Origin of the sequence: Enterococcus sp. DIV2384 (genome assembly GCF_050534975.1) — a bacterium.
GTDB lineage: Bacteria > Bacillota > Bacilli > Lactobacillales > Enterococcaceae > Enterococcus > Enterococcus faecalis.
Genome location: NZ_CP172905.1, coordinates 2152713 through 2167721, shown reverse-complemented (window position 1 = coordinate 2167721; position 15009 = coordinate 2152713). Strand labels below are relative to the sequence as shown.

The window sequence follows — 15009 nt, the reverse complement described above, 5'->3', positions numbered from 1 at the left end:
AATGAACACGATTGATATTTGAGGAGCTGAAGATAGTTGACGAACCATATTGTTTTATTTGAACCACAAATTCCAGCAAATACTGGAAATATTGCACGGACATGTGCAGCGACGAATACACCGTTGCATTTAATTGAACCTTTAGGATTTTCAACAGATGATAAACACTTAAAACGTGCCGGATTAGATTATTGGAATGATGTAAATATTACGTATCATAAAGATTTGGCTGCCTTTTTAGCCCATGTGGCAGGCAAACACTTGCATTTAGTAACCAAATTTGCTCACCAAACATACAGTGAGGTCAATTATAATGATGGCGAAGACCATTATTTCCTTTTTGGAAAAGAAACAACGGGCTTACCAGAAACGTTTATGCGAGAAAACGAAGAAAAGTGTATCCGAATTCCTATGAACGATGAACATGTGCGCTCATTGAATCTTTCTAACACTGCCGCACTAATTGTTTATGAAGCCTTACGTCAGCAAAATTTTCCGAACTTAGAACTGACGCATCATTATGAAAATGATAAATTGGATTAAAAAAAGTTAAAACAGCAGCGCTTTTTTCAAAAATGTCAGAAGAAAGTGGTTTTATTTTTACTGTTGCCCAATTTCCAAGCCTAGAACAAAAAACAATTTAGATTTTTGTTCTAGGCTTATTTTGCTTGGATTACTAGAAACTTCCATGGATATTTTCGCAGGGAAGTGATAAACTAGAAAGACATATGAAGAGATAAAGAAGTTTGGAGAAGTTACATGAAATTATATTTTACACGACATGGAAAAACTGAATGGAATCAACAGAAACGATTTCAAGGAATGACAGGAGATTCGCCGTTATTACCAACTAGTTATGACGAAATTAAACAATTAGGCCAATATTTACAAGATATTCCGTTTGAAAAAATTTATTCTAGTCCGCTATTACGTGCCAAAAATACTGCGCGGGGAATTCAACAAGAATTGACTCATCCAGTTGAAATTGTTTATACAGATACCTTAAAAGAATTAGGTTTAGGTCGTCTAGAAGGACAATATATTGAAGAAATGCGTAATTTTTATGGAGAAGAATTAGATCATTTACGGCATCGTTTAGATTTGTATGATCCAACAATTTTTGATGGTGAACCAATCGAGCAAGCGATTCAACGGATTTCAGAAACAGTTGCTGAAGCGGCGAAACAGCACGAAGGTCCAGTTCTATTTGTCGGACACGGAGCAGCGCTGACGGCGGCAATCCAAGCGATGGCTGGTAAACCATTATCAGAATTACGGACAATGGGCGGGCTGTTAAACAATAGCCTCTCAATCCTTGAAACCAAAGAGGCATCAAGGAACATGCCGTACGACTTAACGTTATGGAATGATACGTCTTTTTTAGCTAAAGAAAAAGCACAATAAGCACACAACAGAAAGGAGGGCTTGTAGTGGTAACACTTTTTGGTGAGGACGAAGAAAAAGCCTTTATTGTTGGAACTGTACAAGCAATCTTTTTTGAAAATCCCAGTAATTTTTATAAAGTCGTTCTTGTAAATGTGACCGATACAAATACAGATTATTTAGAAAAAGAAATTGTAGTAACTGGAAGTTTTGGCCAAGTTCAAGAAGAGGAACCCTATCGTTTCTTTGGTCATTTTGTGGACCATCCTCGTTATGGCAGACAGTTTCAGGTGGATAGTTATCAGCAAGAAAGACCGACTTCGGCTAGTGGGGTGGTTAACTATTTATCAAGTGACAAATTTCCTGGCATTGGTAAACGAACCGCTGAAAAAATTGTTGAAGTATTAGGGGAAAGTGCGATTGACCGAATTATTGATGATCCTAGTGTTTTGGAAGAAGTTACTGTTTTAAATGAAAAAAAACGTCAAGTAATCGTCGAAACAATTCGCTTGAATCACGGGATGGAGCAAGTGATTGTGGGACTAAATCGATACGGCTTTGGTAGTCAGTTAGCTTTTTCAATTTATCAAACCTATCAAGAAGAAACCCTTTCTGTGATTCAAGAAAATCCCTATCAGTTAGTTGAAGATATTGAGGGAGTCGGATTTAAACGAGCGGACAATATTGCTGAACAAATCGGCATTCAGGCGGATTCTGCTGTTCGAATTCGAGCGGCGATTTTACATGAAGTGTTTGAACACTCTATTCGTTCAGGCAATACGTATGTTCAAGCAGATGTTTTGTTAGAAGAAGCGATTCGGACCTTGGAAGCAAGTCGCCCAGTGGAAATCTCACCTGATCAAGTGGCCAATGAAATCATTACGTTAGTCGAACATGGAAAAATCCAACAAGAAGAGACTAAACTTTTTGAGAACAGTCTCTATTTTTCTGAATGGGGCATTGGTACTTCGATTCAACGTTTACTTTCTCGTAAAAAAGAAATTCATTATGAGGAAGAAGAAGTCCAAAAAAATATCCGAATGATTGAGAAACGTTTAAATATTCAGTATGGCGACTCGCAACAAGCAGCGATTGAAGAAGCGATTAAATCACCGTTATTTATTTTAACTGGAGGGCCCGGCACAGGGAAAACAACTGTTATTAATGGGATTGTCTCGTTGTTTGCGGAACTAAATGGTCTTTCATTAGATCTCAAAGACTATACGCAGGAGATGTTTCCAATCTTGCTAGCGGCGCCAACTGGGCGAGCAGCGAAACGTATGAACGAAACGACAGGTTTACCTGCAAGTACCATCCATCGTTTGTTAGGCTTGACAGGTCGTGAAAAAAATCCGAGTTTAACCGCCAAAGAATTAGAAGGTGGTTTGCTAATTGTAGATGAAATGTCCATGGTGGATACTTGGTTAGCCAATACGTTATTAAAAGCTATTCCGACAAACATGCAAGTGATTTTTGTTGGTGATAAGGATCAGCTACCGTCTGTCGGTCCAGGTCAAGTCTTACATGACTTATTGCAAATTAACGAAATTCCCAAATGTGAGCTAAACGAAATTTATCGTCAAGGAGACGGTTCAAGTATTATTCCTCTTGCCCATGAAATTAAAGAAGGAAAGTTGCCTGCTGATTTTCAAAAAAATCAAAAGGATCGCTCGTTCTTTGCAAGTGATATTGGTCATATCGAAGAATACATTCGACAAATCGTCACAAAGGCAAAAGCAAAAGGGTTTACGCCACAAGATATCCAAGTTTTAGCGCCAATGTATCGTGGCGCAGCTGGCATTGATGCCTTGAATAAGATGATGCAAGAAATCTTCAATCCAAATGAGGGGAAGAAAAAAGAAGTCAAGTGGAATGACACCGTCTATCGGATTGGGGACAAAGTTTTGCAACTAGTCAATACGCCAGAATTAAATGTGTTCAATGGAGATATGGGAGAAATCGTCGGAATTACTTTAGCCAAAGACTCAGAGGACAAAGTGGACGAGTTGGTTTTACAGTTTGATAATAATGAAGTAACGTATAAAAGAAATGAATGGAATAAAATTACGCTATCGTATTGTTGTTCGATTCATAAAGCGCAAGGTAGTGAATTCCGCATGGTGTTACTGCCAATGGTTCATCAGTATAGCCGAATGCTGCAACGAAATTTGCTGTATACAGCAGTGACACGTAGTAAAGAATTATTAATTCTATTAGGTGAGGTTTCTGCTTTTGAAACATGTGTCAAAAACGAATCGGCTAGTCGCATGACGATGCTAAAAGAACGAATCGTGAACGCAGAACAAATGACCTTAACGACTAGAACTCAGTTAGAAGCCTATGAAGAAGGTTTAACGGCAGACCATCCATTTACTGAAAAGGAAACAAAAGCTGTCTCTTATGAAACTGAACAGCAATCAACGAAAGCCGATCAGATAAAAGAAACAGACGAGCAATTAGTTGAAACAACGGTACAAGAAGTTTCACTATTTGCTGATGAAGGGGAAGAGTCAACCCCAGAAACAGCAAAGAAAGCGACAAAAGTTGTCGAAGAATCATTACCAAAAGAACCACGACTAACAGTCGAAATTATTCAAACAAATGCTGTTGATCCAATGATTGGAATGAAGGATACGACGCCTTATCAATTTCTGTGAGAAAAGGAAAGAGTGCCATAAGTCGTTTTGACTTATGGCACTCTTTTTCAACCTTAAGGGACTCAGTTAAAACCAAAACAAACGTTTTTGTGTGGTATAAACCATATCAATACTTCGTTTGCCTAAAATCTCGCCATCTGCGTGAATGGTTTGTGGAATCGTCGAAACAATTCGAATTTTGCTTGATTGAAAATGATGAAAATGCTTAGATTTCCCTTGTTTTTGGCGAAGCAATAGGAAAATAAGCCACAAAATTTTAAAAATATTGATTCGTTCCACGACAACTAAGTCCACGACTGCTTTGCGAGGATTGGCCGTCGGCATAATTGATACGCCCCCACCAAAATAAGGATGATTTGTGACCGTACATAGGAAAGCACGATTAAATGTGTATTGTTTACCATTCATTTCAACTAAAATTGGAAAGCCTTTTTGTTTAAAAAAGACATGAATGATTGAAGAAATATAGGAAAGCGAGCCAAGCTTAAATTTATTTAAGGCTTTTTTTGATGACGATTCGTTGGTTTTTTCCACGATTGCCGCATCTAACCCTAAGCCAACATTATTGGTGGCTAAGCCGATTTCTTCTTGGTTGGCTTCTACATAATGAATTGTTTGAATTTCCTTTGGTCGTCTGGTGCGCAGGATTTGATGCAATGCTTTATCAATATTTCTTGATAATCCCACCCCTCGTGCAAAATCATTTCCAGAGCCGCATGGAATATAGCTTAAAGGAATAGCTGAATCATATGGAAGTAATGAATTAATGACATTATGTAGTGTGCCATCGCCGCCTAGCACGACTAGGATTGGAAAAGTTGAAACGTCTAAGTCTTCAGACCAAGGAAGTAAAGTTGTTTCTGCAAGTTCCTTCGTCAATTCTTTTTCATGTCCAGCGTAATCAGTGTAAAGAGCCGTATATTTAAGTTCTTGTTGCTTGAGTTGTAGAATCACTTTTCTAGCGACTTTTCGGCCATTGCCGCTACTTGCCTGCTCGTTGATAATAAGATAGTAGTGAATGTTCATTGAGCTCCTCCTTTGAATCGCTATTGTCCATTATACCAGAGGGAGGAACTTCTGCGAATAAAGATTGCTTAAAAAAGTAAAAAATGACTAGAAAAAGGCACGAAACAATGCACGAGAGGTGAAACCTGCAAATAAGTGCAAAGTAAAACAGGGCTTTCATTGACTATTTTGACTTTCCATATTAGAATGTGAACTGTTGCAATTGTAACCAAGGTTCATCAACCATCCCTTGTAAAAAAACTCGGAGAAAGAAGGAAAAAGTATGCAAAATTCGTTTCAAGCCAATCGAAAGCTAAGAACAGTCTTAGCCAATGGTATCATTATGGGCTTATATATTGTCCTCTCTTTATTGGTTCGGCCAGTTTCTTCTGGTATGATTCAATTTAGAATTTCAGAAAGTTTGAATCACCTAGTCGTTTTCAATCGCAAATTGATGTGGGGTGTTTTAGGCGGCGTTATCTTTTTTAACTTATTTTTTGGTTTCGGTGTAATGGATGCTCTGTTTGGTGGAGCGCAAACATTATTTGCGTTGAGCTTAACAGCTTTTTTACAAAAAAAGGTACCAAGTATTCCTGTTAGAATGTGTCTAAATAGTCTATTTTTCACTGTAAGTATGTTTTTTATTGCCTTTATGCTAGTACCAAGTGGCGGTCAAGCATTTTGGACAACTTATGGTTGGTTAGCATTAAGTGAAGCGATTATTATGACGATTTCAGCACCAATCATGTACTTTATCAACAAGTCATTAAAATTTGAAACACGTATTTAATTGAAAAGATGTGGATAGAAATGATTCATCCTTTGAATGGCAGTGAAGAAAAGTGTCGTTGCGATTAGTGAACTAAGTGATAGAATGAACTGTTTCTACCTCGTCTTTTTTACATAAAGAATAAGATCTACATTTTTTCTAAAAATTTTCATGTAAAACTTTACTAGTCTGTTGGAATACACTATGATAGTGTAAGATAAACGGACTATTGGAAAGTCACAGCAGAGGAGTTTGAACATGTACACATTTAAAATCGGTATTCCGGCAGAAGTACACGATACATTTGTTAAAAATCACCCATTATGTAATTTACTACAGTCATCTTCATGGGCAAAAGTCAAGGATAACTGGGGTTCTGAAATTGTTGGGGTTTATGAAAAGGATACATTAGTCGCATCAAGTTTAGTTTTAATCAAACCATTACCAGCCGGTTTTACGATGTTATATACACCAAGAGGTCCAGTAATGGACTATACAAATGAACGTTTGGTCAGCTACTTTATGGCTGAATTGAAAAAATTTGGCAAGAAAAAACGAGCTTTATTTATAAAAATGGATCCAGCGGTTCACTATCAAGATTTCCATTTGGGAGAGGAACATCAACCGCATGCTGAAGCGACAGCTATTGTTGAGACCTTGAAAAAAGCAGGGGCCAAATATCAAGGACTGACAATGGATATGGGGGCCACCATCCAGCCTCGCTTCCAAGCGAATATTTATCGTGAAGATTTTAGTGAGGAACAATTGTCAAAAAGTACCAAGAAAATGATTAAAACAGCTGAAAAAAAAGGGGTCGTTGTGCAGCAAGGGCATGTTGACTTTGTTGATGAATTTGAAAAAGTCATTCAATCAACCATGGAACGCCAACATATTTCTTTGCGGAATAGTGATTACTTTAAGAAGCTGTTGAACATTTACCCAGAAGACTCCTTTATTATGTTGGCGCAAGTCAATTTAAAGGAACGCTTAGATAGCACGCAACAACGCTATGACAAAAATCAAAAAGACTTGAGTAATTTGAAAGAAAATCAAGTGAAAAAGCGCCATAATTTAGAAGAATTAGATACTTCCTTGACTCGGGAACTAAAAGAATTAGAAGAAAATATCGCAGAAGCTGGTGAAATCGTCACGGTTGCTGGCGCTTTGGCTGTGACATTTGGTCCAACAAGTGAAATCCTTTATGCTGGCTTAGATGATCGTTATAAACGCTACATGCCAACTTATGTGACTTGGCGAGATGCCATTCAAGAATGTTTTAACCGTGGCTGCGAAAGCTGTAATATGGGCGGCTTAGAAGGTAGTTTAAATGACGGCTTAATTAAGTTTAAAGCGAACTTCAACCCAACGATTAATGAATTTATTGGGGAATTCGATTTACCGGTTAATAAATTATTATTTAAAGCCAGTGAATATGCCTATAAATTACGAAAACAAAAAAAATAAATAAAAAACACAGGGACTAAAAATCAAACTTGATTTTTAGTCCCTGTGTTTTTTTCTATAGTTTTTGCGTTGCATTCCGTTTCATTAAGCGAAGCAAAACGCTAGCAATTGCTGAAGCAGCTACACCAGCAACAAGAGCTTCTGGCACACCAGAACTGAAAATCGTCGCAATAATAGCTAGGTAAACAGCGGTTCCAGCTTTACCAATAATTTCAGCATAAGCTGAATTAAAAAGAAAATAAATCATGTTCATGACTAAAATGGTATTCGTTGCTGAGCCTAAAACACCAGCCACAAATAAGGAGACAGGTTGCGCTTTTTCCTTCGTTAATTTATTTAGCCATTTGTAAGCGAAATAAGGAACGACCCCAATTAAAATCCGCGGAATGAGCACAATTAAAAGAGCCTTCCAACTACCGTGATCGGTACCGATCACGGGAATAAATGGAGAAAAAACAAACGACAAAGGTGTTGGTGCTGTCGTATTTTTAATTAAGCTAATGATCCCAAACGTGCCGCCCAACATACTACCGATTTTTGGTCCTAAAACAATGGAACCAATAATTACAGGAATATGCATCGTGGTCGAATTTAAAGGACCTAATGTGATAAATCCTAGTGGGGTTAAAGCCAGTAAAAGTAAGATAGCTAAGAACATTGCTGTTAACGTAAATTTTTTCGTGTTATTCATAAATTACTCCTTGTTATCAGATGCTAAAATTTTCATCACTGTTTGAAGGATATCTTCAACAGTGGCAAGTGCGCCACGACCATAATCGCCACAAGCTAATAGAGCTTCACGTGGGATTATTTCTTGATAGCCGACTTCTTTTAAAATGCCAATATTTCGTTGGACAATGGGGTTTTGGTACATATACGTATTCATCGCGGGCGCAATAATTTTTGGTGTTTCAGGATAAAGTGCCAAAGCAACTGTTGATAATAAGTCGTCGGCAATCCCATGGGCTAATTTCCCAATTGTATTGGCCGAAGCAGGTGCTACTAAAAATAAATCCGCTTTTTTAGCTAACTCAATGTGATTAATTTTACTGGGATCAATTTCCATCATGACATCCGTATGCACTGGATTCTTAGAAAGTGATTGTAACGTCAGCGGAGTGATGAACGCCGTGCTACTTTTAGTCATTAAAATTTCCACATTGTAGCCAAGCTTAGCTAGTTGACTTGTAATATCTGCTGCTTTATATGCAGAAATGCTGCCAGAGACGCCTAATAAAATAGTTTTCATTGTTGTTCTCTCCATTTCTTTTCAACATTTTTAACGATCATTGAACCAATCCCTTGTTTTGAACAAGCTTCTTGGACAATGCCCGTTTCGTTAATTAATAATCCTTCGTGTTCTGTTTCATGAACGTTCATCAAGTCATTGGCTAAGACAAAGTCACACCGATTTTTAACCAAAGCGGCTTGTGCAACCTGGACAAGTTCTGCTTGTGCAACGTCGACAAGTAATTTAAAGCCCACTAAAACAGTTTGGGGTTGCTTGTCACGAATCATTTGGATGACTTTAGGATTTTTCTTTAGAAAAATTAATAATCGGTCCGTATCAGATGAAATTTTTGTTGCTGTTTGAGGAATATCAGCAATCTGATTCAATGTGTTTTGAACGATAGTTACCAAGGCTTCTTTGGTCTTTGGCAATGTTTGTTCGCTTAATTGTTGAGCAAAAGAATCAATAAATTGTTCTTCCGTTTGCGCGGTTTCCGTCGTAAAATCACTGACTGCCATTGCGTGAACAATCGCATCAAATTGCTTTTCAGCAAAGAGTTGTTCTAACGTAGTGGCTAATTCAACCGTTGTTTCTATTTCTTTAATTGATAAGTCCAATTGTTGGGTTGGACGTAATGCATGTTTGGTTGTTACGTAGGTTACGGTGTGTCCAGCAGCTAAAAAACTTTCAGCAATTGCTTTTCCTAGTCCGCCAGAAGAATGATTGGTAATCGAACGAACATTATCAATCGGTTCTGACGTTCCACCAGCAGTAACTAAAACATCCATAATCAAAACGCCTCCTTAAGAAATTCGGACAATGGTCCGTCCAATATGTTGGCCTGCTTGTAATGCTTCAAAAACAGGGGGAAGTTCTTCTAAAGTAATCTCTTGATACACAGCTTTTTCAGTGATGTCTAAATCAGTGGCAAGACGTTGCCAGACTATTTTTCGTTTGTCCATACCAACATTAACCGAATCAATGCCCAATAAATGAACGCCCCGTAAAATAAAGGGTAAAACGGTTGTCTCTAATGTAATTCCAGCAGCGCGGCCACAAATGGCTGAACGGCCATCATAACGAAGTTGTGGTAAAACAGCAGAAGTAATTTCCCCACCAGTGGTATCAATTGCAAAAGCAAAACGCTGTTTCATCAATGCTTTAACAGGAGTTGCTAAGAAATCTTCTACTAATAAGCATTCACTAACACCTAACTCTTTTAAAAGCCCAAAAGAATCTGGCTTTCTAGTTAATGCAGTGATTGAAGTGTAGCCTAATTGATGCAACATCGCAATAGACAATGTCGCAACACCGCCTGTCGCACCAGTTACAATAATGGGGGCTTCTTTGTCGTCTCGTAAGCCATCGTCTTCTAAAGCTGTGACAGATAATCCGGCCGTAAAGCCAGCAGTTCCGAAAATCATTGCTTCTTTGAGACTCATTTTTTCAGGAAGTGGAACTACCCAATCGCCAGGAACACGCACATATTCAGAATAACCACCAGTATGACTAACCCCTAATTGATAGCCTGTTACGATCACTTTATCGCCTTCTTTGAAACGAGGATCTTCCGATGTGACAACAGTGCCACTGACATCAATTCCTGGAATCATTGGATAATTGCGAATCACACCGCCGTCTTTTTTTGAAGCTAAAGAGTCTTTAAAGTTAACTGAGGAGTAGGCTGCTTTGATTACTACAGTGCCTTCTGATAAATCGTCTAAAGTAATGGTTTCTAGTTGACCAATAACAGATGTATCTTGTTCTCTTAACGTAAATGCTTGAAATGAATTCATATAAAAACTCTCCTTCCAATTATGTAAAAAAGCAACTCGTCTTATTTTATCATATTCTGATTTTTTCGTATCATTTTTCTTCTTATAAACAGTAAGTTATACAGAAAAGAAAGATTGTGTGACAATTAGACTAGAAAAATAAAGAAAAATGGTTGAAATTTTTCAAAAAGTTCGTATACTAAAAAAGGTAAAACTAAACTGTAAGTTTAGTATTACAAAACTTTTGTTGAAAAGATTAGCTGAAAATAGAAACGAGGTGTGCCATGGAAATTGGTGAGAAGTTGAGAAATTTACGCATTCAGAAAAATTTAACACAAGAAGAATTAGGTGAAAGAACGGATTTATCCAAAGGCTATATTTCCCAATTGGAGCGGGATTTAAGCTCACCATCAATGGAAACATTTTTCTCAATTTTAGAAGTACTAGGCGTGACGCCAGAGCAGTTTTTTAGTCAGCAACCGCTTGAACAGAAAATTGTCTACAATGAAGAAGAAAGTACCCTCTATTATGATGAAGAACATGGCTATGAACTAAAATGGTTAATTCCAGCCTCAAATGAAAAAGAAATGGAACCTGTCATTATTACTTTTGATAAAAATGGCGAATATAAAACGTTTGAACCTTCTCTATCAGAAACATTTATTTATGTGATTGATGGCTCCATTCGTTTGACATTAGGGGAAGCCACGTATATTGCTAAAAAAGGTCAAACCATGTATTACCAAGCAACAGAACCTCACCAAATTAGCAACAATGGTCGAGGAAAAAGTCGTGCGTTAATTGTGGCGACAGAATCGTATTTATAAAGGACGAAATGGAGGAGTTTATCCAGTGAGAAACCATGTGATTTCATTTGAAAATGTTGTCAAACAATTTGACGATGAACCAGTATTAAAAAATGTCAGCTTTGAAATTGAAGAAGGAAAATTTTATACGTTATTAGGACCTTCAGGATGTGGCAAAACAACGATTTTGCGTATTATTGCGGGATTCAATGACGTGACTTCTGGCGATGTTTATTTTGATGGTAAAAGAATAAATGATGTACCTGCCAATAAACGCCAAGTCAATACCGTGTTTCAGGATTATGCTTTGTTTCCTCACATGAATGTTTTTGATAATGTTGCGTTTGGTTTAAAAATCAAAAAACTATCCAAAGCAGAAATTGAAAAAAAAGTGAAAGAGGCATTACGTTTGGTTCAATTACCCGGCTACGAAACACGTGAAATTAGTGAAATGTCTGGGGGCCAGCGTCAGCGGGTCGCAATTGCACGAGCGATTGTCAATGAGCCAAAAGTATTGCTTTTAGATGAGCCGTTATCCGCTTTAGATTTGAAATTACGCACAGCGATGCAATATGAACTACGTGATTTACAACAACGTTTAGGAATTACTTTTATTTTTGTGACCCATGATCAAGAAGAAGCATTAGCGATGAGTGATGAAATTTTTGTCATGAATAAAGGTCATATCGTGCAAAGTGGCACACCAGTCGATATTTATGATGAACCGATTAATCACTTTGTTGCTGACTTTGTGGGGGAAAGTAATATTGTGGATGGCGTGATGCTGGAAGATAATTTAGTTTCATTTGTGGGCAAAAAGTTTGAATGTGTCGATGGCGGCATGCGGAAAAATGAACCTGTAGAAGTCGTTTTACGTCCAGAAGACTTAACGATTACCACGCTTGAAAAAGGCAAGCTAACCGTAACTGTGGATACACAGTTATTCCGCGGCGTTCATTATGAAATTATTTGTTTTGATGAACAAGGAAACGAATGGATGGTGCATTCCACTCGAAAAGCCAAAGAAGGCGCTCAAGTAGGGCTCTCTTTTGAGCCAGAAGATATTCACGTGATGCGCTTCAATGAATCAGAAGAAGACTTTGATGCCCGTTTAGAAAGTTACGACGAGTAAACGAAAGGGGAAAATAAAATGAAAACAATGCGTCGAATTTATTCGATTCCCTATGTAATGTGGTTACTTTTATTCGTCATTGCGCCAGTGCTAATGATTATTTATCAATCATTTTTCGATATGAATGGACAGTTTACTTTGGCGAATTACCAAACGTATTTTACATCAGGAACGTATTTAAGTATGACCATTAATTCGGTTTGGTATGCTTTTCTGATTACCATTTTTACGTTATTGGTAAGTTATCCTACGGCTTATTTTTTGACAAAGCTCAAGCATAAACAGTTATGGTTAATGCTCGTTATTTTACCAACGTGGGTGAATTTATTATTAAAAGCTTATGCCTTTATTGGGATTTTCAGTATTCATGGGAGTATCAATCAGTTTATGAGTTTTATGGGTTTGGGTACGCACCAAATTCTGTTTACAGATTTCAGTTTTTTATTTGTCGCAACGTATATTGAAATTCCATTTATGATTATGCCGATTTTTAATGCCTTAGAAGAGATGAATCCTTCATTGATTAGTGCTAGTCGGGACTTAGGAGCTAGCAGTGCGGAAACGTTCCGCCGTGTCATTTTTCCTCTCTCCCTAAACGGTGTGAAAAGTGGCGTTCAAGCTGTCTTTATTCCTTCGCTCTCGCTCTTTATGTTAACGCGTTTAATTGGCGGCAATCGGGTGATTACGTTGGGAACGGCTATTGAGGAACACTTCTTAGTAACGCAAAACTGGGGCATGGGTTCAACAATAGGTGTGATTTTAATTGTTGCCATGTTTATTGTGATGTTGCTGACGGGTGAGAAGAAGAAAGGGCGTGGCAAATAATGCAAAAGAAAAAGTTTAAATGGTCTTATGTGTATTTATTCGTTGTCTTTGCGCTACTGTACGCACCAATCTTTTATTTGATTTTTTATTCGTTTAACGACACGCAAACGATGAATCAGTTTACTGGTTTTACGTTAGATAATTATCGGAACGTTTTCGAAGACACACGCTTGTTAACCATTGTTCTGAATACGTTTTTGCTAGCTTTCTTATCGGCTTTAATAGCAACCATCATTGGAACATTTGGTGCGATGGGGATTTATTATACAAAACGTCGTAAAAACCGGAACACGTTGCTTAGCTTTAATAACATTTTACTCGTTTCACCAGATGTTATTATTGGAGCCAGTTTCTTAATTTTCTTCACGGCAGTAGGGTTTATCAGTTTAGGTTTTACAAGTGTATTATTGTCGCATATTGCCTTTAGTATTCCAATTGTTGTTTTAATGGTTTTACCAAAACTACAAGAGATGAACGATTCTATGGTAGATGCGGCACGGGATTTAGGGGCCAATAATGTTCAAGTGATTAAAAATATTATTTTGCCTTTTTTAGCGCCAGGAATTATTGCTGGCTACTTTATGGCCTTTACTTATTCGTTGGACGATTTTGCCGTAACATTCTTTGTGACAGGCAATGGTTTTTCAACATTATCTGTTGAAATTTATTCACGAGCACGTCAGGGAATTAGTTTAGAAATCAATGCCTTAAGTGCGTTAGTATTCCTATTCTCAATGATTCTAGTTGTCGGTTATTACTTTATCAGTAAAGACAATACGCCAAAACGTTTAAAGAAAATGCGTCGGGAACAAAGTGAGGTGGCCAAGTTAAAATGAAAAAATTACAGTCACTTTTTATTGGCATTATCGCTATTATTGTCATCTTGTTTTTTGGCGTGCGCCAATTGGAGAAAGCAAGTGGCATGGCAGGAGCAGATACCTTAACCATTTACAATTGGGGGGACTATATAGATCCGGCCTTGATTAAGAAATTTGAAAAAGAAACAGGCTATAAAGTCAATTACGAAACCTTTGATTCTAATGAAGCCATGTATACAAAAATTCAGCAAGGTGGTACAGCCTATGATATTGCCATTCCTTCTGAATATATGATTCAAAAAATGATGAAAGCGAAGATGCTTTTACCACTTGATCACAGCAAATTAAAAGGCTTAGAAAACATTGATGCACGCTTTTTAGATCAATCCTTCGATCCCAAAAATAAGTTTTCCGTTCCATACTTCTGGGGCACGTTGGGGATTATTTATAATGATAAATTTATTGACGGTCGTCAGATCCAACATTGGGATGATTTATGGCGCCCGGAATTAAAAAATAATGTCATGCTGATTGATGGCGCTCGCGAAGTGTTAGGATTATCTTTGAACAGTTTAGGCTATTCGTTAAACAGTAAAAACGACCAACAATTACGTCAGGCTACCGATAAGTTAAACCGATTAACGAACAATGTCAAAGCAATTGTTGCCGATGAAATCAAAATGTACATGGCTAATGAAGAAAGTGCAGTTGCTGTAACTTTCTCTGGTGAAGCTGCTGAAATGCTAGAAAACAATGAACATCTACATTATGTGATTCCCAGTGAAGGCTCTAATCTCTGGTTTGATAACATTGTGATGCCTAAGACAGCCAAAAATAAAGATGGTGCCTATGCATTTATGAACTTTATGTTACGACCAGAAAATGCAGCACAAAACGCAGAATATATTGGTTATTCCACACCAAATAAAGAAGCTAAAAAGCTATTACCAAAAGAAGTTGCCGAAGATAAACAATTTTATCCAGATGATGAAACCATCAAACATTTAGAAGTTTACCAAGACTTAGGTCAAGAATACTTAGGAATTTATAACGATCTGTTCTTGGAGTTTAAGATGTATCGGAAATAAAAAAGTACCTTCGTAACTTTCGAATCGCCCCTAAAAGTTAGATTTTTAGTCTAACT

Annotated in this window: 15 protein-coding genes; 10 read left to right on the top strand and 5 right to left on the bottom strand. The window is 37.5% G+C overall.

The features are described 5' to 3' along the window. Nucleotides 1-36: 36 nt before the first annotated feature. The 3 genes from trmL (at nucleotide 37) to recD2 (ending at nucleotide 4040) form a co-directional block, all read left to right on the top strand. A complete protein-coding gene (trmL, locus tag IGK54_RS10355) occupies nucleotides 37-543 on the top strand; it encodes a tRNA (uridine(34)/cytosine(34)/5-carboxymethylaminomethyluridine(34)-2'-O)-methyltransferase TrmL (RefSeq protein WP_002356493.1) in 507 nt (168 codons plus the stop codon). A gap of 216 nt (nucleotides 544-759) precedes the next feature. Next, nucleotides 760-1404, top strand: coding sequence for a histidine phosphatase family protein (locus IGK54_RS10350; RefSeq protein WP_002362550.1), 645 nt, complete (start codon nucleotides 760-762; stop codon nucleotides 1402-1404). Nucleotides 1405-1430: 26 nt separating this feature from the next. After that, nucleotides 1431-4040 (top strand): SF1B family DNA helicase RecD2, encoded by a 2610-nt coding sequence (gene recD2, locus IGK54_RS10345; RefSeq protein ID WP_430602961.1) that lies wholly within the window; start codon nucleotides 1431-1433, stop codon nucleotides 4038-4040. Between the two features lie 66 nt (nucleotides 4041-4106). On the opposite strand, the gene IGK54_RS10340 is transcribed toward recD2, so the two are convergent. Then, entirely contained in the window at nucleotides 4107-5066 is a 960-nt protein-coding gene (locus IGK54_RS10340) for a diacylglycerol/lipid kinase family protein (RefSeq protein WP_142957641.1), read from the bottom strand. 262 nt (nucleotides 5067-5328) lie between these two features. On the opposite strand from IGK54_RS10340, the gene IGK54_RS10335 reads away from it, so the two are divergent. Next, nucleotides 5329-5835 (top strand): QueT transporter family protein, encoded by a 507-nt coding sequence (locus IGK54_RS10335; protein WP_002356499.1) that lies wholly within the window; start codon nucleotides 5329-5331, stop codon nucleotides 5833-5835. Nucleotides 5836-6072: 237 nt separating this feature from the next. Next, nucleotides 6073-7278 (top strand): aminoacyltransferase, encoded by a 1206-nt coding sequence (locus IGK54_RS10330; RefSeq protein ID WP_142957640.1) that lies wholly within the window; start codon nucleotides 6073-6075, stop codon nucleotides 7276-7278. A gap of 55 nt (nucleotides 7279-7333) precedes the next feature. Here IGK54_RS10330 and IGK54_RS10325 read toward each other — a convergent pair whose 3' ends face one another. From IGK54_RS10325 to IGK54_RS10310, 4 genes are read right to left on the bottom strand one after another with little or no spacing between them, the layout of a single operon-like run. Beyond that, nucleotides 7334-7969 carry an ECF transporter S component gene (locus IGK54_RS10325; protein ID WP_002356501.1) on the bottom strand — a complete coding sequence of 212 codons (636 nt, stop codon included), beginning with the start codon at nucleotides 7967-7969 and terminating at the stop codon, nucleotides 7334-7336. Between the two features lie 3 nt (nucleotides 7970-7972). Then, on the bottom strand, nucleotides 7973-8527 hold the full coding sequence (gene coaC, locus IGK54_RS10320) for a phosphopantothenoylcysteine decarboxylase (protein ID WP_002359573.1): 555 nt from the start codon (nucleotides 8525-8527) through the stop codon (nucleotides 7973-7975). After that, entirely contained in the window at nucleotides 8524-9297 is a 774-nt protein-coding gene (coaB, locus tag IGK54_RS10315; protein ID WP_002395493.1) for a phosphopantothenate--cysteine ligase, read from the bottom strand. Before coaB ends, coaC begins: the two co-directional genes overlap by 4 nt. A 15-nt stretch (nucleotides 9298-9312) precedes the next feature. Next, nucleotides 9313-10305 (bottom strand): YhdH/YhfP family quinone oxidoreductase, encoded by a 993-nt coding sequence (locus IGK54_RS10310; RefSeq protein WP_002370506.1) that lies wholly within the window; start codon nucleotides 10303-10305, stop codon nucleotides 9313-9315. Nucleotides 10306-10568: 263 nt separating this feature from the next. Here IGK54_RS10310 and IGK54_RS10305 point away from each other — a divergent pair, with 263 nt between their 5' ends. The 5 genes from IGK54_RS10305 to IGK54_RS10285 are packed head-to-tail and all read left to right on the top strand — an operon-like array spanning nucleotide 10569 to nucleotide 14953. After that, on the top strand, nucleotides 10569-11111 hold the full coding sequence (locus tag IGK54_RS10305) for a helix-turn-helix domain-containing protein (protein ID WP_002356507.1): 543 nt from the start codon (nucleotides 10569-10571) through the stop codon (nucleotides 11109-11111). Nucleotides 11112-11136: 25 nt separating this feature from the next. Further along, nucleotides 11137-12222, top strand: a complete 1086-nt coding sequence (locus IGK54_RS10300; RefSeq protein ID WP_002356508.1) for an ABC transporter ATP-binding protein — start codon at nucleotides 11137-11139, stop codon at nucleotides 12220-12222. 18 nt (nucleotides 12223-12240) lie between these two features. Then, a complete protein-coding gene (locus IGK54_RS10295) occupies nucleotides 12241-13047 on the top strand; it encodes an ABC transporter permease (protein WP_002356510.1) in 807 nt (268 codons plus the stop codon). Continuing rightward, nucleotides 13047-13883 carry an ABC transporter permease gene (locus IGK54_RS10290; RefSeq protein WP_002356512.1) on the top strand — a complete coding sequence of 279 codons (837 nt, stop codon included), beginning with the start codon at nucleotides 13047-13049 and terminating at the stop codon, nucleotides 13881-13883. Before IGK54_RS10295 ends, IGK54_RS10290 begins: the two co-directional genes overlap by 1 nt. Further along, the gene (locus IGK54_RS10285) at nucleotides 13880-14953 is read left to right on the top strand and encodes an ABC transporter substrate-binding protein (protein WP_002359578.1); all 1074 of its coding nucleotides are present in this window, start codon (nucleotides 13880-13882) and stop codon (nucleotides 14951-14953) included. The genes IGK54_RS10290 and IGK54_RS10285 overlap by 4 nt, the downstream gene beginning before the upstream one ends. Nucleotides 14954-15009 lie beyond the last annotated feature (56 nt).